Source organism: Synechococcus sp. CBW1004, from assembly GCF_015840715.1.
GTDB lineage: Bacteria > Cyanobacteriota > Cyanobacteriia > PCC-6307 > Cyanobiaceae > Cyanobium.
In genome coordinates, this window is the sequence record NZ_CP060397.1 from 1518571 (window position 1) to 1536308 (window position 17738).

Genomic DNA, 17738 nt, shown 5'->3' on the forward strand with positions numbered 1-17738 from the left:
CGACCAACATTCATCTTGCCTCAACGCTTGCGCCCCCCGCCTCCGCCAGGCGGGCAGCGAGGCCGTCCAGGACGGCCTCGGGGACGGGACAGCGCAGACCCTTCTGCAGCCGCTTGCGGCGGCGCGCTTCCTCCAGACAGTCCCGGCTGGGGCAGAGATAGGCGGAGCGGCCCATGCCCCGATCCAGGGCCAGGCCCCCCTGCGCCAGGCGGATGACCCGCCAGAGCTCACTGCGATCCCGCAGGACCCGGCAGGCGACGCAGCGACGCAGAACCGGCCGTGCTGCGACGGTGCGGCTCACCCCTCGGCCGCCTCCCCGCTCTCGGCCTGGGTCTCCTCCACGACGACCTCCTCGCCTTCGGCGGCCCCGTCAGCAGCCTCTGCGGAGGGCTCTTCCGCATCCTCGGTCAGCGGCCCGTCAGCCTCCTCCAGGTACTCCTCCTCGTCCTCGGGCAGCGGATAGAGCTCGCGAAGGCGGGCGTCCTCCTCGGCACGGGCGGCCTGCTCGGCAGCCAGGCGCGCCTCGGCCTCGGCCTGCAGGGCCTCCTCCTCCTGGCGCTGAGCGATCAGGCCGGCGACCACACGATCCTCGGACTCCTGGTCGTACTCCTGGGAGTTCTTGATGTCGATCTTCCAGCCGGTGAGGCGGGCCGCCAGGCGGACGTTCTGCCCCTCACGGCCGATCGCCAGGCTGAGCTGATCGGGCGGCACCAGCACGTGGGCGTGGTGTCCTTCAGGATCCACCAGCCGCACCATCTCCACCCGCGCCGGGCTGAGGGAGTTGGCGATGTACTGCCCCGGATCGGCGGACCAGCGAATCACATCGATCTTCTCGCCACGCAGTTCGTTGACCACCTGCTGGATGCGGGAGCCGCGAGCGCCGATGCAGGCGCCCACCGGATCCACCTCGCGCTCGACCGAATCGACCGCCACCTTGGTGCGGGGGCCGACGGCGCGGGAGGGGGGATTGGCCTCGCGGGCGACAGCGACGATGCGCACCGAACCCTCCTGGATCTCGGGCACCTCGTTCTCGAACAGATACACCACCAGACCGGCGTTCGAGCGGGAGACGAACAGCTGCGGACCGCGGCGGGCCACCTCGCTCACCTCTTTGAGGAACACCTTGAAGGTGGCGTTGGCGCGGTAGTTGTCGTTGGGCAGCTGGTCGCGGCGGGGCAGCTCCGCCTCCACCTCAGGCCGGCCCAGGCCGGAGCTGACGCCCATGATCACGCTCTGGCGCTCGAAGCGGATGACCCGTGCCGTGAGCACCGGATCCTCCAGGTCTGCGAACTCCTCCTGGATCATGCGGCGCTGCTGATCGCGCAGCTTCTGAGCCAGCACCTGCTTGGTGGTGGCGGCGGCCATGCGGCCGAAATCATCTTTCTCCGGGGTGACATCGAGCACCACGGTGTCGCCGATCTGGGCGTCCTCGGCCACCTGCCGCACCTCCTCGATCGCGATCTGGTGGTCCTCGCTCTCCACCTCCTCGACGATGATCTTGGAGGCGAGCACCCGGTAGCCCTCCTCCTCGAGGTCGAGGGCAACATCGAAGTTGCTGAAGTAGTCCTCCTCGAACGGATCCTCGCTGATACCCAGATAGAGGGTGCGGCGATAGCGCTCGTAACCCTTCAGCAGCGCCTCACGCAGGGCCGCCTCCACCACGGCGGGAGGCAGTTTCTTTTCTTCGCTGATGTCCTCGATCAGGTTGTTCAGACCGGGGAGCAGAACCAGGGCCATGGGCGGGCGTGAATGAAGAGAACGGAGAGGGGAAAGGAACGGCCCTACAGGCCGGTGGCAGGGTCAGACAGGCGGCGGGGAACCGGCGCTCAGGCTTCACCAGCCGGGGTCACGAGGCGCACCTGCTGCACCTCCGGCCGGGGGATGCGCACGGTTCGGCCGCGCACGTTGAGCAGCACCATCTGCTCGTCGCGCCCCAGCAGCAGCCCCTCGCGGCGCTGTTCGGGGCCTTCGGCAGGTCGCCACACCACCTCCACAGGGAAACCACGGAAGCTGGTGAAGTCGCGATCGCTGCTCAGCTGCTCCGCGATTCCTGGGCTGCTGATCTCGAGCACATAAGCGCCGGAGAGCAGCGCGGCGGCCTCGAGGGCCTCGCCCAGAGGTCCGCTGAGGGCGGCGCACTGATCGAGGCTGACATCGCTGCCGTCGCCTCGCTGCACGAACACCTGCACGGTGAGCGGCAGGCGATGCGAGAGCAGGTGCACGCCGAGCACCTCCAGACCGGAGGGCTCGGCCACCTGACGGGCCAGCGATTCGATCGCTTCGGGAGCGGGGAGAGACACGGCGACAGGGCCGGGATGGACGGGGAAGCATCCCGCCGGTCCTGCAGTTGTGGAACTGCTCCTGCCTGAAGGGATCACCCGCCTGAACGGGGATCGGGCCGGGACGATCAGGGTGTGATCGCCGGAACCTTCGAGAAGGGCTGGTGCCCGCGGGGCACTGAGGTCACCCTACAGCCCGGGCCTCCACGGGTCCAAGGTTGAGAGGAGACCGCCTCCGCCGTTCACCCACCGGTTCACAGCGCACCGCAGCGGGCCAGCCAAGACCGCTCAGAAACTGGGCGCCACCGGCCCGTCGGAGGCCTGGGCGCACCAGAGGGTGTTCCGTCGCGGGGAGCCGGTCAGGGGGGAGTCTCAACCCCAGTCGGCCAAAGGGACAGTGGCGCAGGCCCGCTGGACTCCGTGACGGTCTCGGGCGCCGGGATGGGGTTCAGCGGTCAACCGCACCGGCCGATCGAGGACGCGCACCGCAGGGCAGTGCCCTGCAGCCTCAGCCCTGGGCTTCGCCGCCGCCTGCAGCCCCACCAAGGCCGGCCCCACCGAGGCCCGCAGCCACATCCACCTGCGGCGCTTCGGCGTAGTAATCGGTGCTGCGCACCTCTCCGCGCAGGGCAGCGTCCTGGTTGAGGCACTGGCCGGTCTGTTCGGGGGTGCGCAGGTACTGGCACACCCGGGCCCACAGCTTGGCGCGGGTCCCCGGGGCCCCCATGCTGAAGTGCACCAGATCGGCGCCGCCCACCATTCCCTGGATCTCCACCTTGCAGAGGCTGCAGCGCTGACGCGTGCCGGGGGGAATGGAAGCCATGGCCGCTCGCGGGTACTGGGGGCAACTTAGGCGGAGCTGTCGGCCCGGATGCCCCTTCGGGCAGGAACGCAAAACGCCGGTCACAGGAGCCGCCCCCGCAGATCCTGCTCCCGTCCCACCCAGGCACCTGCAACGACCGGGAGCGTCGGTTGCCCCTGAGTCGACGCCGCGTGGCCCCGAGGAGCCGACTGCCATGGCGATGGTCGTTGGTGCCCGCCACCCCGGTTGCCGGACCGATCGTCGACTGAAGGCGCGGCCGGAGATCTGCAGCAAGCCATCAGCGCTGGCCAGGTGGAACCATTGACGAGACGATGGGGGCCGACGCAACAGGCTTCCCGATCGCCATGCGCCTGCTGCAGCTCAGCGACCCGCACCTGCTTGGCGATCCCAACGGGCTCTGCCGCGGCCGCCCCCCCCTGGCACTGCTGCGCCACGCCCTGCGCATGGCCCACGACCAGCTGCAGGCCGCAGACCAGATGCCCAGTCGGCTGCTGATCAGCGGCGATCTCTGCCAGGACGAGAGCTGGGGCGGCTACCGACGCCTGGCCGAGGCGCTGGCGCAGTCCCCCTTCGCGGCGCTGGAGCCGCCCCTGCTGCTGGCCGGCAACCACGACCACGCCCTGGCGCTGCGTGCTGCCCTGGGCCGCCAGGCCGTTGTCGCGCCGGCGCTGCTGAACTGGGGCTCCTGGCAAGTGCTGCTGCTGGACAGCCATGTGCCAGGGCAGGTCGGGGGCCGCCTCGGGCCGCACCAGCTGGCCTGGATCGCAGCCCAGCTGCCCCGCTCGGAGCAGCCCCTGCTGGTGGCCGTGCACCATCCACCCCTAGCGATCGGCGATCCCGGGCTGGACGCCATCGCTCTGGCGGATGGCGAGGCGCTGCTGTCGCTGCTGCGTCGCTGCGGACGCTGGCGCGGCCTGGTGTTCGGCCACATCCACCAGCACTGGAGCGGCTCGCGGCCGGGGGCGGATGGCCACCGGGCGATTCCGCTGCTGGGCTGCCCTTCGACGCTGGCGCCCTTCGCCGCCGTTCTGCCCTGTCCACTGGGCCGTGAGCAGGATCCGGGGGGGCGCCTGCTGGAGCTGGGCACGGACGGCGAGCTGCGCCACCAGCTGCTGCGCTGGAGCGCGCCAACCGCCCACGGGACGGCTGCCACCGGCTTCTCCCTAGCGTGAGGGCCGTGAGCTGGTTGGCGCCCTGAACCCCCGACGTCCTCGCCTGCTGAAACAGGTCCCGGCCGCCCGCATCCCAGTGGCCCTGGCCGCGGCGCTGCATCGCTGGCTGGCTCCGGCCCTCGTGGCACTCAGCCTGCTGCTGATGCCGTTGATGGGTCCAGCCGTGGCCGCCGCCGCTTCGGTGGATCCGCCGCGCGACGCCCCGGCGCCATCCAGCGCCGATGCCACGGGCAGGCCAGGCGAGGGCAGCGCGGCCTCTGCGGCGGCTGAAGCCACCCTCGAGCGGAGCGGCCTCACGGCCAGCGGCGCACCGGCCGCGGATTCCCAGGTCACCGCCGGCGGGCTCGCAGCAGTCACCCCGACGCCCAGCGCCTCCGGCCTGGAGGCGGTTCTGCCCCTGGCCACAGCCGTCCCCGGGGCGGTGCCCCACAGCTTCGTGGCCCAGGCTGTGCGCCGGGTGGCGCCGGCGGTCGTGCGCATCGACACCGAGCGCACCGTGGGCCGGGATCCCTTCGATCCGTCCATCCTCGATCCGCTTCTGCGCGAGCTGTTCGGCGATCCCGGCCAGGGCCTCAGGGAGCGCGGCCAGGGCTCCGGCGTGGTGTTCGACGCCCGCCGCGGCCTGGTGCTCACCAACGCCCACGTCGTCGATCAGGTGGACAAGGTGGCGGTGACGCTCGCCGACGGCCGCCAGCTCGACGGCAGCGTCATGGGGGCCGATCCGGTCACCGACCTGGCCCTGGTGCGCCTCACCGACCGCTCCGCCCTCAAGGCGGCGCCGCTGGGAGATTCCGAGGCCCTGGAGGTCGGCGACTGGGCGATCGCCCTGGGCAGTCCCTATGGCCTCGAGCGCACCGTGACCCTGGGCATCGTCAGCAGCCTGCACCGCGACATCAACAGCCTGGGTTTCGCCGACAAGCGTCTCGACCTGATCCAGACCGACGCGGCGATCAACCCCGGCAACTCCGGAGGGCCACTGATCAACGCCGGCGGCGAGGTGATCGGCATCAACACGCTGGTGCGCTCCGGCCCCGGCGCCGGACTCGGCTTCGCCATTCCGATCAACCTGGCCCGCCGGGTCGCCGATCAGCTGGCCGATGGCGGCACCGTCGTGCATCCCTATCTGGGCCTGCAGCTGGTGCCGCTCACCGCCCGGGTGGCACGCGAGAACAACCACGACCCCGACGCCCTGGTGCAGCTGCCCGAGCAGGACGGCGCGCTGGTGCAGCGGGTGCTGCCGGACAGCCCGGCCGAGAGCGCCGGGCTCCGCCGGGGCGATCTGGTGATTCAGGTGGCCGAGGAGCGGGTGCGCACCCCCGCGGCCCTGCTGCAGCAGGTGGAACGCTCGCAGGTGGGCCAGCCCCTGCCGCTCACGGTGCTGCGCGGGCGCAAGGAACTGCAGCTGTCGATCAAGCCGGCGGCCCTGCCCCACCCAGGCTGATCGGCGTCGGCAGGGCCGGCTGAGCCGGGGCGAGGAGCGGCGCCTCCGGCGAACCGCTGCGGTGCACGCGAGCCATGGGAGGTCGCTGTCGGCTGAGCTACGGTCACTCCCCTTCCCAGGACAGACGCGGATGTCGGATCTGCAGGATCAGATGAAGCAGGCCGTGGCGGCCGCCGCCACCGAGCAGATCGAGAGCGGCATGATCGTCGGCCTGGGTTCGGGCTCCACCGCCGCCCTGATGATCCAGGCGCTTGGCGCCAAGCTCAGGAGCGGCGAGCTGCGCGACATCACCGGCGTCACCACCTCCTTCCAGGGAGAGGTGCTGGCCGCTGAACTGGGCATCCCCCTGCAGAGCCTCAACGCCGTCGATCGCATCGACCTGGCGATCGACGGAGCCGACGAGGTGGATCCCGCCTTCCAGCTGATCAAGGGCGGTGGCGCCTGCCATGTGCAGGAGAAGCTGGTGGCGGCGCGGGCGAAGCGCTTCGTGGTGGTGGTGGACGCCAGCAAGCTGGTGGACACGCTCAACCTCGGTTTCCTTCTGCCGGTGGAGGTGCTTCCGGGGGCCTGGCGTCAGGTGCAGGGCCAGCTGAAGGAGATGGGTGGCGAGGCCGCCCTGCGCATGGCCGTGAAGAAGGCCGGCCCGGTGGTGACCGACCAGGGCAACCTCGTGCTGGATGTGAAGTTCGCCGGCGGCATCGCCGATCCGGAGGGCCTCGAGAAGGCGATCAACAACCTGCCGGGCGTGCTGGAGAACGGCCTGTTCGTCCATCTCACCGACCAGGTGCTGGTGGGCGAGATCATCGACGGCCAGGCCCGCGTGCGGGACCTGGTGCGCCGCTGAGCGGCGCAGGCGCGAGGAACCGGTCGATCCCCCTGGAGGAGACCTCCTCGCGCAGGCGTCCAGCCCACGGCCGCCGCTGATCAGCGCGGCAGAAACACCAGCGCAACGCCGTTGTTGCAGTAGCGCTTGCCGGTGGGCCGGGGGCCGTCGTTGAACACGTGCCCCTGATGGCCGCCGCAGCGGCGGCAGTGGTATTCGGTGCGCGGCACGATCAGCTTGAAATCCAGCTTGGTGGCCACCGCGTTCGGCAGGGGCTGCCAGAAGCTGGGCCAGCCGGTGCCGCTGTCGTACTTGGCCTTGGAATCGAACAGCGGCAGCCGGCAGCCGGCGCAGGCGAAGATCCCGGAGCGCTTCTCCTTGTCCAGCGGGCTGGAGAACGGCCGTTCGGTGCCCTCACGGCGCAGCACGGCGTAGGCGGCAGGACTGAGCCGGCGTTTCCACTCGGCATCGGAGAGATTCCAGGCAGCCTCGCCGGCCGGGGAGGCGGCAACGGCCTGATCGGCGCGCAGCCATGGAGCCAGAGCGACCAGAGGAGCCGGGAGGGCGCTGAGCAACTGGGTGAACAGGCGGCGACGCGGCAACGCCATCAGCGGGGACCTTCGGGGTAGGGAGCGGAACCGGCGGACTCAGCCCACCCAGCCCGCGCTGAGCACCACGGCCAGGCCGAGGAACAGGGCCAGCAGCGTCCAGCTGATGCGGTTGAGCGTGGCCTCGGCGCTGCGGGCGCTGGTGAACATCGAACCACCGCTGGCGGCCAGGCCACCCATGCCATCTCCCTTGGGGCTGTGGAGCAACACACTGATGATCAGCAGCACACCGCTGAGCATCCAGATCGAAGAGAGGATCGTCTTGAGCATCCGCAGGGCCCTGATTGCGTGAGGCTAGCGGGGAGCCGTCAGGCAAGTGGGGCAGGCGGCACTCAGGTGCCGGCCACCTGGGGGATGCAGCCGCTGCCGGCTTCCTGGCTGACGGGCATCACCAGGGACAGGCCACTCATCCGCTCCGGCTTGGGGAGGCCAAGGATCTCCAGAAGGGTGGGGGCGATGTCAGCCAGCCCACCTCCCTCACGCAGGCTGGCGTGGGCACCGTGCCCGGGGAGCTTGCGCTTCTCGCCCTCCACCAGGATCACCGGCACCGGATTGGTGGTGTGGGCCGTCCAGGGGCGCCCATCAGGGGCCTCCATCACCTCCGCGTTGCCATGGTCGGCGGTGATCAGCAGCGTGCCGCCCATCCGGTTGGTGGCCTCCACCAGGCGACCGACGCAGCGATCCACCATGGCGATCGCCTCGGTGGTGGCCTGCATGCGGCCAGTGTGGCCGACCATGTCGGGATTGGCGTAGTTGATCACCACCAGCGAATAAATGCCCTTCCGGATCGCAGCGATGCAGCTGTCGGTGAGCTTGCCGGCCGACATCTCGGGGGCCTGGTCGTAGGTGGCCACCCGTGGCGACGGCACGAGGTGGCGGTCCTCACCGGGGAAGGCCTGCTCGATGCCACCGTTCATGAAATAGGTGACATGCGGGTATTTCTCGGTCTCAGCGGTGCGGAACTGCCGCAGACCGTGCTGGGAGACCACCTGCCCCAGCAGCCCGTCAAGCGACTCGGGAGGGAAGGCCACCTGCACCGGCAGGCCCTGCTCGTACTGGGTGAAGGTGACGACCTGAAGGGGATCGATGCGCTCCCGTGGAAAACCCTGGAAGTCGTCAACCACGATCGCGCGGATCAGCTGCCGCACCCGGTCGGGGCGGAAGTTGAAACAGATCAGCCCGTCGCCAGGCTTGAGATGGCCGGGGGCCAGGCGCACAGGCTCGAGGAATTCATCGTTGATCCCCTCCTCGTACGACTGCTGCAGCACCTCTTCTGGGGTGAGATCGGCGAGGGGGCCGTCTTCGCTCAACAGCCGATAGGCCTTCTCGGTGCGATCCCAGCGGTTGTCCCGGTCCATGGCCCAGTAGCGGCCGCAGAGGGTGGCGATGCGGCCCACCCCGGCCTCCTGGATCTGCTGCTTCAGCTGCTCGAGATAGACCGGCGCCGCATTCGGGGGAGTGTCGCGGCCATCGGCGATCGCATGAACGGCGACATCGCCCAGACCCCGGGCCTGGGCCCAGCGAAGCAGGCCACCGAGGTGGTCGAGATGACTGTGGACGCCGCCATCGGAGCAGAGGCCCACCAGATGCAGAGTGCCACCGCCGGCGATCAGCACATCCGCCAGCTCGTTGAGCGAAGGATTCGCGGCCAGACTGCCGTCGCGCACGGCCTGACCGATGCGCACCAGCTCCTGGCGGATGATCCGTCCCGAACCGATGGTCAGGTGGCCCACCTCCGAGTTGCCCATCTGATCGTCGGGAAGGCCGACGGCACCACCGCTGGCCTGGATCAGGGTGTGGGGATAGGCCTCCCAGAGGGCATCCATCACCGGCGTCTCAGCCGTACGAATGGCGTTGTGGGTGACCTCAGGGGAATAACCCCAGCCATCGAGGATAACAAGAACGACCGGGGCGATCGAACCCGAATCGGCAAGACTTGCGGGACTGGGGGGAAGGCTCTCGCTGCGTTCCCGGGAGGCAATCGGGCCGGAGGCGGCCTTCTGGGAGGAGGAAGTGGCAGTCACACGATCATCCCGGAATACATGCTGGCTTCACTGCCGGCTCCATGCCGAACTTCGGCCGTGCCATCTACGCGGCGACGACCTGATCTGGTCAACTTACAGCGTCCCGGCACATATCCCCCCGAGCTGGACGCAGTGGGGTCAGCTTTCGAGGACACACCGCATCCAGCCGCCTCTCCGTAGCATCGATGCACCTGCCGATGCTCCATGGCCGGCCACGGCGGTGACACCATTCCGCAGCTCCCGGCCGGGGCCGGCCCATCAGCGGACGACGACACCGGTGCTCCGGGGGCGCAAGGCTGGCCAAGGCCACGCCTGGAACTGCTGGGGGCAGAGGATCTGCGACGCACGATCGATCGCCTGGCCTCCCAGGTGCTGGAAAAGGTCCCGGCCAGCTCGACGCTCGTGCTCCTGGGCATCCCCACCCGCGGCGTGGCCCTGGCGCGGGTACTGGCGGAACGGCTCGAGCGCCTCTGCCGCCATCCGATCGCCTGCGGCAGCCTGGATCCGACCTTCCATCGCGATGACCTGGCGCGGGTGGGCACACGCATGGTGGAACCCACCCAGCTGCCCGTCGGGATCGACGACGCCGAGGTGGTGCTGGTCGATGACGTGATCTTCACCGGACGCACGGTGCGTGCCGCCCTGGAAGCCCTGCAGGCCTGGGGACGGCCGCGCCGGGTGCATCTGGTGGCCATGGTGGATCGGGGCCACCGGGAACTGCCGATCCAGCCCGATTTCTGTGGCCGTGTGGTGCCGACGACCCGACAGGAGAGCATCCAGGTCTGCCTGCAGGCGATCGACGGGGAGGAGGGGGTGTTTCTGCTGCGTCCGGGCGGAAGCGATTCGAGCGCCATCCATGGCAGGGCGTCAGCCTGATGCCCCAGGCCATCGACGCCCGTTCGCATGGCGCCTGCGTGGTTCCCCGAACCGCGCGGGGGATTCGCCTGCCGAGCTCGTTGAGAGCGAGCGCCCGCTCTCGGTCCCGATCGCCTCAGACGGCCTGCAGCTCGTCGGGACGGAAGTGAGCCCGGAACTTTCCGAAGGCCACCACCACCGGCAGGGTCGGGCTAATGGTGCGCCCTTTCCAGTCATGCAGCACCTGGAGCACCTCGCCCTGTTGCCCCTTGAGATCAAAGGCCTCACCACGGTGCTGGGGATGGTGGTACACCACCACGCTCTCGCTCACCGTCACCTGATCGCCTGGTTGCATGGACATCGATCTCGCCTGGCGGGCAATCCTGTCACGCGCCCCGATCGATCGGCGGGAAGGGTCGAGCGGCGTCCTCAGCGCTGGCAGGCGCTGTCCGGACCGGCCTCCACCACCCTGCCACCCAGCTCGCGGCACGACTCCTCGAAGGCCTTCCACTCCTCCATCCCGGCGGCGATGCGGCGCTGCACCAGGCCATCAAGGCGTGCCATATCCACGGAATGGGGCAGAGCACCATGCACGTCGTGCTCCTTGTGCCTGGCCTCCAGACTGGCGACCCCCTTCTGCACACGGTCGCGCACGGCGGCGCTCCGCTGGCGCCACCAGGGATGATCGATGCGGTTGAGGGCATCGAGGGCCTCCCACCAGCGGGCCTGACGGCTGAGCCGCTCGGCGCGCTGCAGCTGCAGCCGATTGCGCTCCCAGATCTGGCGCAGCTCATCGGCGAGACCGCCGCGGCCGCCGGAGGCGGGTGAGACGGCAATCGGCTCGAGACGCCGCAGGGCCCCTTCGAGATCACCGGCACGGAACCGGGAGATCGCCTGATCCCGCAACGTCTCCTGCCACTCGTTGAGGCGCTGGCGATCCGCAGGTTCACCGGCGGGGGACTGGACCAGCTGGCGCTGCAGCTTCAGCGCCTCTTCCCAGCTGTCGCCCTGCCAGAGCTGCTGGGCCCGCTGGCGGCGGCAGCGGCCCTGCTCCTGGGGCACCCCACCCGGCAGCCAGCTGAGGGCGGACAACTGATCGCCGTAGCGCAGGCAGTCCTCGAGCCGGCCGGCTTCCACCGCCTGCTGGATCCGGGCCGGCAGCTGTCGTTCCCACCAGTACACCAGGCCCACCAGCAGCAGCACCGGGCCAAGGGTGAAGGCCAGCCAGAAGCGGGGCAATCGGTGCCGGCGCAGGGCCACGGGCGGGGACGTCAGCGAAGCGATCCCCCCTCTTTTACAGGCACAGAGGGGGTGACGCGACAGGGGGCGGCCGGTTTGGTGCCCAGGCTGTGCGGGGATGGTTCACCCCGCCGAAGGTGCGCACCGGTGGGAGGGGCCGCGGACGGGCCCGTGAGGTCGGCCGGGGCAGGCGTCGCTCAACGAACGGGACCAAGATTGAAGGGCCCGATGGGCTCTCCATCGCGAAGGTCCTCGCCATCCAGGATCAGCTGGCCGCCGGGATCGATGCGGAAGCGCAGCCGCAGGGTGTCCTCGCCGGCGCGGCCGGGTGATCGCAGGGGAAGGGGCGGCAGCGGAGTGGTCCAGGGCTGGACGGCGGCTGAACCGGCCGGGCGGCGCCGCAGCACCGGCAGACCGCCCTGAAACACCACCTCCCCCCGCTCCTCCGGCAGGGGCTCGCCGAGCACCAGCTCCAGTGCCTCCTGCCCGTCGCGGCTGCAGGCCAGCAGCAGCTCGAGGGGCCGCTCGGTGGGCCAGGTCTGTCCCGCAAGAAAGAGTGAATGCCAGTGATGGTGAGAGCTGCGCCGGTCCCAGCAGCGCAGCGAAACGCCCCGGGCCAGCACGTCACGCAGCTGCACCCCCGGCGTCAGGGCGAGCGCCCCGAGGGCCACCGCCTCCACGGGGCGCTCCCCGCGCAGGGGCACCGCCGGCAGGCGCTCGCTCAGCCAGCGGCGAATCAGGGGGATCCGGCTGCTGCCGCCCACCGGCAGCACCGCATCGATCCGCGCGAGGTCCACCCCCTCGCGGCGCGCCGCGGCGGCCACCGCCTCCAGCAGGGCATCGAGCTCCACCAGCAGCCCCCGCTGGTGCAGCAGCGCTTCGAGGCGACGGCGGTCGAGGCGCAGCTCCAGGGGGACTGATCCGCCCCCGACACTGACCAGTTCGAGCAGCTCTTCATCGTCCCGCTCGCAGGCGCTCAGGCGGCACTTGAGCCGCTCCGCGGCCTGCAGCAGGGGCGCATCCGGAGGCTGCTGGGGCGCCAGGGCGGCCGCGATCCAGCGATCGAGGTCGCGGCCACCGAGCGGCAGCCCCGCCTTGCCGATCACCCGGGCCGTGCGCAGGGCCTGACGGTCCGGCTCCAGGTCGCGGCCCGCGAAGCGCAGCAGCTGGGCGATGGGCGCCGCACGCCCTTGTCCCCCCTCCAGGGCCACCAGGGAGAGGTCGATCGTGCCACCACCCAGATCGACCACCAGCACGCGGCTGCCCGCCGGCAGGCCGGCCCCGATCGCGGCCGCCGTGGGCTCATCCACCAGCGCCACCTCCGGCACGGGCAGGCTGCGGCTCATCTCCTGCAGCCAGGCCCGGTAGCCCCGATAGGTCTCGATCGGAGCGGTGAGCACCAGCCTGGCGGGCTGCACATCGGCGGGCAGGGCCTGCCAGAGACGTTGCACCAGCAGGGCGGCCGCGGCCTCAGGAGCCAGCCAGGCCCGGTCGGCCCGATCGGGGGCCTCCTCCGCGGTGGCACCGATGCGGCGCTTGAAGTCGCGGCAGAGGCCTGGCCCCGCGTGCTCGAGGAGGTCGGCATCCAGCACCTGCTGACCGAGCAGGGGACGGGGATCATCCGGGGCCCGCAACCAGAGAACGCTGGGCACCAACGCCGGATCGTCAGCGCTGTAGGGAGGAAGTGCCAGGAGTCGCGGTGCCTGATCCGGAGCCTGCCAGGCCACCACCGTGGTGCTGCTGCCCAGATCGAGGGCCAGGGTGCCGTTCATGCCGGAAGGCCCATCGCCGCGCGCCGCCGGGCCGTTCTAGCGGTCGCCGGGCATCGCGGAGCGGCCCTGACCTAAGCTGGCCTTTCGGATTCATCCGTTCGTGAAGGCCAGGTTGCTGCGGTCGTGCAGTCCTGCCGGACCCGCCGTCCTCATTCGGCGCTCCATGTGTCATCTCGACGGAGCCTGCGGGCTGTCTCCATCCCATCAGGGTCATCACCCCGATGGCATGAGGTCCACCCCCGCAAGCCTGACCGGGCTTCCCAATCGTTCCGCGACGCCACCATGATCAGTCCCTTCGACCTGCAAGGCCGAGCCGGTCTCAGCGCCAAGGAGCTCGCCCAGCGCGCCGAAAGCCTGATCCGCCAGTCGAGCAACCGCTATCTGACCACCGTGCGCATCGCCTACCGGGCCAAACAGCGCCGTTTCGATGATTTCGACGGCCTGCTCGAGGACTCCCCGATCAAGCCGGTGCAGCGGGCGGTGATCGAGCTCAGCGACGAGCAGGATCAACCCGATCTGCTCCCCGGCTGACGCTGAAATCCCGCCAGGCTCCTCTGGACCGTTTCAGGCCGCGATGCAGATCAGTGAGGGCGACGGCTGGCGTCTGCAGCTGGCTCCCGGGCGACGCCCCTACAGCGCCCTGATCGGCGGCATGGGCTGGGCGGTGGAGCTCGATCCATGCGAGCTCAGCGCCCTGCGCCACGGTGTGGTGACGCTGCTGGCCCAACGACGCCAGCTGCTCGATGGCCTGATGCCGGAGGAGGAGCTGGATCTGGAGCTCGATCTGAGTCTGCCCGCCACCGATGGCGACATCCGCGCCGCGGGGAGTCTGTTCGTGGCCCTCAGCGGCAACGTCAAGCAGTGGACGCTGCGCTTCGTGCTCACCCCCGGGGATGGATCCCGCGCCGCCGAAGGCGCCTGGTCAGCGGCGGCCAGCCCACCCCTGGCGGCAGCCCTTGAAGGACTGGCGGACCGGTTCGCAGAGACCCTCTGAAGGCACCCAGGGGGCTGCTCCCTTCTCAGCGGCTTTCGCCGAGGAGATCGAGGATGCGTTCGGCGCTGGCGTCCGGGAGCGGCAGGATCGAAAGACGATTGCCACGCCGCAGGACCGGCATGGTGTCGGGATCGAACTGCTCACGCAGGTCATCCAGACTGAGCATGCGCCCGAAGGTGCGGCGATAGCCCATGCGCACACAGTCCCAGCGAGGGGCCTCCGGCTTCGAGGCCGGATCGTGATACTTGCTGGCTGGATCGAACTGACTGGGATCGGTGAGACCGGTCTCCAGCACCTCCATCAGCCCGACGATGCCTGGGGGTCTGGCGTTGGAGTGGTAAAAGAAGGCCAGCTCACCGGGCTGCATCGTGCGCATGAAATTGCGCGCCTGGTAATTGCGAATCCCATCCCACAGGGTGCTGCCCTCCTGCTGGAGATGGTGGATGCCATAGACATCCGGCTCGCTCTTCATCAACCACCAGGTCATCGTTCAGCCCGGGTCGGCACCCACTCGGCCGGAGCCTACCGGTGCGCCGGCAGGCCTGGATGACGCCATACAGACCGCGACCCCGGCATCGCAGGCGGACCTGCACCGTGGCCGCGAGAGCATCCAGCGACCCGCGACTCACCCTCCTGCCGCGCCCGGGAATCAGTCCTCCGCCGGCAAGGCCAGCACCAACTGGCGGAAGTGATCGCCACGGGCCTCGAAATCCCGATATTGATCGAAGCTGGCGCAGGCGGGTGAGAGCAGCACACCACGGGCGCCGCAGGCCGAAGCCAGGGAAGCCGCCAGCGGCACCCCCTCATCGAGCCCCTGGCAGCGTTCCAGCGGACCGCCGTAGCCACCCTCGCGGAGCAGGGCCGCGAAGGCCTCCTGCGCCGCTCCGTAGAGCACCACAGCAGAGGCCTGCCTCCGCAGCTGCTCCAGCCAGCCACTGGCGTCTCCCTGCTTGGCCTCACCGCCGGCCAGCACGACCAGCGGGCCGTGGAGCGCCTTGAGCGCCACCTCGGCGGCGTCGTAGTTGGTGGCCTTGCTGTCGTTGAACCAGGCGATCCCGCCACGCTCACGGATCCGCTCGAGCCGGTGCGGCACGCCGGGGAAGCCGCGCAGGGCCGCTTCGATGACGGCGGGCTGGAGGCCGGCCTGCAGAGCCACGGCCGTGGCCATCAGCATGTTCTGGAGGTTGTGGTCACCCGGCATCGCCAGGGCATCGGCGGCGAACAGGGGCCCCTCCGGTCCCTGCACCTGCCCCTGCTCGATCCACAGGCGAGGCCTCAATACCGGCGGCAGCTCCGCCTGCGGTCGGGCGGTGATCCACTCGGCCGCATCCCAGCTGCCGGCACGGGATCGGAGGTCGGGGTCGTCACCATTGAGTATCCGCACCGCAGCGTTCTCGAGCAGACGGCGCTTGATCGCCCGGTAGTGATCGAGGGTGCCGTGCCGCTCCAGGTGGTCCGGCGTGAGCGTGGTCCAGACGCCGATGGCGGGGGCCAGCTCGGGGGACTGCTCGATCTGATAGCTGCTCAGCTCGACCACCAGCCAGTCGGGGATGGCGCCCTCACCCCGCAGGCTCTGCTGGGCCACTTCCGCGGCGGAGATGCCGACGTTGCCGCACAGCGGCGCCTGCAGACCGCCCTGGCTGAGCAGGTGATGCACGAGATGGGTGACGGTGGTCTTGCCGTTCGTGCCGGTGATGCCCACCCAGGGGATGGCGCCCGTGGCCCGGGCCGCCACCGTCATCTCACCGAGAACGACGATGCCCGCCGCGCGCATCCGCTCCAGTTCCGGATGGTCCCAGCGGATGCCCGGGCTGACGACCACGGCGGCCGGTCGCGGCTCAGGCAGCGCGTCGAGCGTCAGGGGGACCCCCAGACGTACAGCGATGCCCTCAGCCTGCAGGGAGGCGGCTGCGACCCGCTGCTCGGAGCCATCACGGCTTTCCAGAAGCGTCACCGGATGCCCCTGGCTGTGGAGGAGCCTGGCCACACCGATGCCGGTGCGCCCGAGACCGACGATCGCCACCGGACTGCCGGCGGGAAGCGGCACAGAGGGGGGAACCGGGATGGCGCGCAGTGAGTCGCTCAAGCCGGCAGTTGCCATCACAAAATGGGCGATACTGGAATCGAACCAGTGACTCCTACCGTGTCAAGGTAGTGCTCTACCTCTGAGCTAATCGCCCTCAGAGCGAACCGCAACCGCAAAGTGTCGCGGCCGTGGCGAGGCTTGAACTTAGCAGCCGACCGGACGGCGCCCCGCAGGCGCGCTGCGATCGACAGGCACCACCACAGCCAAGTCCACCGGCGCCTCGCAGGGCTGGCGGCGCGAGCCTGGGGCATCAACCGCTCAGCGCCGGCTCATCTCCACCCGCCAGCGGCCGCGCTGGGTCGGATGGATCGCCTCGATCGTCAGTTCACCGCGCCCCTCCAGCTGCACCCGCTCCCCCTCGGCCAGCTCGCGGCTGGGGCTGGTGACCGGCTGCCAGTCGATCCGCACCGCCCCCTGGCGGATGCGCTCGGCCATGCGGCTGCGCGACAGACCGAAGCCCGCCGAGCCCACGGCATCGAGGCGCAGCGAGGCCTCCACCGACTGCAGCCGTTTCGGCAACCGTTGCGCCGGCAGCTGCAGCTCGGCGATCGGGCGCGCCGCGAAACGCACCGGCACCGTGCGCACCAGGCCCTCCCGGGCATCGAGGCGGCGAGCCAGGGCCGCATCCACCAGTCCCTGGCCGCCGCGGTCGCCGCGCATCCAGAGATCGCCGAGCTCTCCCTCGGCAGCCCCCGCAGCCTCCAGGCCGGCGCGCAGATCGGCCGCCTCCGCAGGGTCGAACAGGAAGTTGCCGCTGATCTCCAGACCCAGCAGGCCCGCCTCCAGGGCCTCCAGCGGCAGGGCGGCCTCGCGACGCTGCAGCAGCAGGCGCCGGCGCTCGGCCCCCGGGTGGCCTCCCCAACTGACCAGTTCCAGCTCACTCAGAGCCCCCAGCCGTTGCTCCGCTTCCTCGCGCAGGGGTGGATCCAGCAGCGCCGTCCATTGCGGCTCCCAGGTGCGCAGGGCCGCTTCGGCAGCGGCGATCACGGGCCTCAGCTCAGCGCGGCGCTGGCTGCCCTCCAGCAGGGCCTCTTCCGGCAGCAGGCTCATTCCTCGCCCAGCCGCACCACCGCCTTCGGACGCGCCTGCTGCACCAGCGGCCAGGGCATGGACTCGGAGTCCGCCGGCTCCACCAGCAGCAGCCAGTTGCCCTCCTCCAGCCGGTTCCGCAGGATCCGCAGCCGGTCGTCCTCCTCGGAGGCGACGCTGGCGGCCGCCGCATAGCTGCCCATCAGGCCGGAGACCATGCCCAGCAGCCCGCCGACCACCGGCTCCCCCCAGGGGCCGAGGGCAGCGAAGGTCTGCAGGTCGGTCATCTGGGTGAAGGTGAGGCCGGCCAGGAAGCCGAACGGCATCAGCCAGCGGGCCATGGCCTTCTGGCGGCGGCGGCGGGCGGTGGCTGGGTTGAGGCGATCGACCGCCGCGAAGGCCGTCTCCCCCTCGCCGATCAGCACCAGCGTGGCCGGGGCGGGCTGGTGCTCGGCCAGACGATCGCGCAGCTGTAGCAGCCGCTTGCGGTCGTCCAGCACCACCACCACGTTCAACGTCACCTGCGGCCTCCGGGAAAGGGCTTCATCGTCGCTCTATACACTGCACCTCCGGCCTTCCCTGCGCGTGCCCTT

General features: G+C 70.4%; 20 protein-coding genes and 1 tRNA gene. 6 read left to right on the top strand and 15 right to left on the bottom strand.

All coding sequences use genetic code 11. The features are described 5' to 3' along the window. Window positions 1-10: 10 nt before the first annotated feature. The 4 genes from H8F25_RS07355 to H8F25_RS07370 form a co-directional block, all read right to left on the bottom strand. Window positions 11-301: a YlxR family protein gene (locus tag H8F25_RS07355; RefSeq protein WP_197212874.1), complete on the bottom strand. Its 291-nt coding sequence runs from the start codon at window positions 299-301 to the stop codon at window positions 11-13. Next, the gene (nusA, locus tag H8F25_RS07360) at window positions 298-1737 is read right to left on the bottom strand and encodes a transcription termination factor NusA (protein WP_197212876.1); all 1440 of its coding nucleotides are present in this window, start codon (window positions 1735-1737) and stop codon (window positions 298-300) included. The genes H8F25_RS07355 and nusA overlap by 4 nt, the downstream gene beginning before the upstream one ends. A gap of 89 nt (window positions 1738-1826) precedes the next feature. Next, window positions 1827-2300 (bottom strand): ribosome assembly cofactor RimP, encoded by a 474-nt coding sequence (locus tag H8F25_RS07365; RefSeq protein ID WP_197212878.1) that lies wholly within the window; start codon window positions 2298-2300, stop codon window positions 1827-1829. Window positions 2301-2787: 487 nt separating this feature from the next. Further along, window positions 2788-3102 (bottom strand): hypothetical protein, encoded by a 315-nt coding sequence (locus H8F25_RS07370; protein ID WP_197212880.1) that lies wholly within the window; start codon window positions 3100-3102, stop codon window positions 2788-2790. Window positions 3103-3413: 311 nt separating this feature from the next. Between H8F25_RS07370 and H8F25_RS07375 the strand changes: the two genes are divergently transcribed. From H8F25_RS07375 to rpiA, 3 genes are all read left to right on the top strand, one after another. Further along, window positions 3414-4274: a metallophosphoesterase gene (locus tag H8F25_RS07375; protein WP_231597248.1), complete on the top strand. Its 861-nt coding sequence runs from the start codon at window positions 3414-3416 to the stop codon at window positions 4272-4274. A 76-nt stretch (window positions 4275-4350) separates the two neighbouring features. Next, window positions 4351-5715 (top strand): trypsin-like peptidase domain-containing protein, encoded by a 1365-nt coding sequence (locus H8F25_RS07380; RefSeq protein WP_231597249.1) that lies wholly within the window; start codon window positions 4351-4353, stop codon window positions 5713-5715. 130 nt (window positions 5716-5845) lie between these two features. Beyond that, on the top strand, window positions 5846-6559 hold the full coding sequence (gene rpiA / locus H8F25_RS07385) for a ribose-5-phosphate isomerase RpiA (RefSeq protein ID WP_197212882.1): 714 nt from the start codon (window positions 5846-5848) through the stop codon (window positions 6557-6559). Between the two features lie 80 nt (window positions 6560-6639). On the opposite strand, the gene msrB is transcribed toward rpiA, so the two are convergent. The 3 genes from msrB to gpmI all read right to left on the bottom strand — a co-directional run bounded on the left by msrB (window position 6640) and on the right by gpmI (window position 9062). Then, window positions 6640-7146 carry a peptide-methionine (R)-S-oxide reductase MsrB gene (gene msrB / locus H8F25_RS07390; protein WP_197212883.1) on the bottom strand — a complete coding sequence of 169 codons (507 nt, stop codon included), beginning with the start codon at window positions 7144-7146 and terminating at the stop codon, window positions 6640-6642. A gap of 39 nt (window positions 7147-7185) precedes the next feature. Further along, a complete protein-coding gene (gene secG / locus H8F25_RS07395; RefSeq protein WP_197212885.1) occupies window positions 7186-7416 on the bottom strand; it encodes a preprotein translocase subunit SecG in 231 nt (76 codons plus the stop codon). 62 nt (window positions 7417-7478) lie between these two features. Beyond that, on the bottom strand, window positions 7479-9062 hold the full coding sequence (gene gpmI / locus H8F25_RS07400; RefSeq protein WP_197213566.1) for a 2,3-bisphosphoglycerate-independent phosphoglycerate mutase: 1584 nt from the start codon (window positions 9060-9062) through the stop codon (window positions 7479-7481). Window positions 9063-9374: 312 nt separating this feature from the next. Between gpmI and pyrR the strand changes: the two genes are divergently transcribed. Beyond that, entirely contained in the window at window positions 9375-10046 is a 672-nt protein-coding gene (gene pyrR, locus H8F25_RS07405; RefSeq protein ID WP_197212887.1) for a bifunctional pyr operon transcriptional regulator/uracil phosphoribosyltransferase PyrR, read from the top strand. Between the two features lie 115 nt (window positions 10047-10161). Here the strand turns inward: pyrR and H8F25_RS07410 are convergent, their stop codons facing one another. The 3 genes from H8F25_RS07410 to H8F25_RS07420 form a co-directional block, all read right to left on the bottom strand. Continuing rightward, window positions 10162-10380, bottom strand: a complete 219-nt coding sequence (locus H8F25_RS07410; protein ID WP_197212889.1) for a ferredoxin-thioredoxin reductase variable chain — start codon at window positions 10378-10380, stop codon at window positions 10162-10164. A gap of 74 nt (window positions 10381-10454) precedes the next feature. After that, the gene (locus H8F25_RS07415) at window positions 10455-11285 is read right to left on the bottom strand and encodes a hypothetical protein (RefSeq protein ID WP_197212890.1); all 831 of its coding nucleotides are present in this window, start codon (window positions 11283-11285) and stop codon (window positions 10455-10457) included. A gap of 176 nt (window positions 11286-11461) precedes the next feature. Further along, window positions 11462-13036, bottom strand: a complete 1575-nt coding sequence (locus H8F25_RS07420) for an Hsp70 family protein (protein ID WP_197212891.1) — start codon at window positions 13034-13036, stop codon at window positions 11462-11464. A 282-nt stretch (window positions 13037-13318) separates the two neighbouring features. Between H8F25_RS07420 and H8F25_RS07425 the strand changes: the two genes are divergently transcribed. Then, window positions 13319-13567 carry a DNA-directed RNA polymerase subunit omega gene (locus H8F25_RS07425; protein WP_197212892.1) on the top strand — a complete coding sequence of 83 codons (249 nt, stop codon included), beginning with the start codon at window positions 13319-13321 and terminating at the stop codon, window positions 13565-13567. Between the two features lie 43 nt (window positions 13568-13610). Beyond that, window positions 13611-14030, top strand: a complete 420-nt coding sequence (locus H8F25_RS07430) for a DUF1818 family protein (RefSeq protein WP_197212893.1) — start codon at window positions 13611-13613, stop codon at window positions 14028-14030. Between the two features lie 25 nt (window positions 14031-14055). Here H8F25_RS07430 and H8F25_RS07435 read toward each other — a convergent pair whose 3' ends face one another. The 5 genes from H8F25_RS07435 to H8F25_RS07455 all read right to left on the bottom strand — a co-directional run bounded on the left by H8F25_RS07435 (window position 14056) and on the right by H8F25_RS07455 (window position 17666). Further along, entirely contained in the window at window positions 14056-14517 is a 462-nt protein-coding gene (locus H8F25_RS07435) for an EVE domain-containing protein (RefSeq protein WP_197212895.1), read from the bottom strand. Window positions 14518-14679: 162 nt separating this feature from the next. Next, window positions 14680-16116 carry a UDP-N-acetylmuramoyl-L-alanine--D-glutamate ligase gene (gene murD / locus H8F25_RS07440; protein WP_370525842.1) on the bottom strand — a complete coding sequence of 479 codons (1437 nt, stop codon included), beginning with the start codon at window positions 16114-16116 and terminating at the stop codon, window positions 14680-14682. A 22-nt stretch (window positions 16117-16138) separates the two neighbouring features. Beyond that, window positions 16139-16210: transfer RNA gene (locus tag H8F25_RS07445), tRNA-Val, on the bottom strand. 164 nt (window positions 16211-16374) lie between these two features. Then, entirely contained in the window at window positions 16375-17166 is a 792-nt protein-coding gene (locus tag H8F25_RS07450) for a photosystem II S4 domain protein (protein ID WP_370525843.1), read from the bottom strand. Further along, window positions 17163-17666, bottom strand: coding sequence for a hypothetical protein (locus H8F25_RS07455; protein ID WP_197212897.1), 504 nt, complete (start codon window positions 17664-17666; stop codon window positions 17163-17165). Before H8F25_RS07455 ends, H8F25_RS07450 begins: the two co-directional genes overlap by 4 nt. Between the last annotated feature and the right edge of the window lie 72 nt (window positions 17667-17738).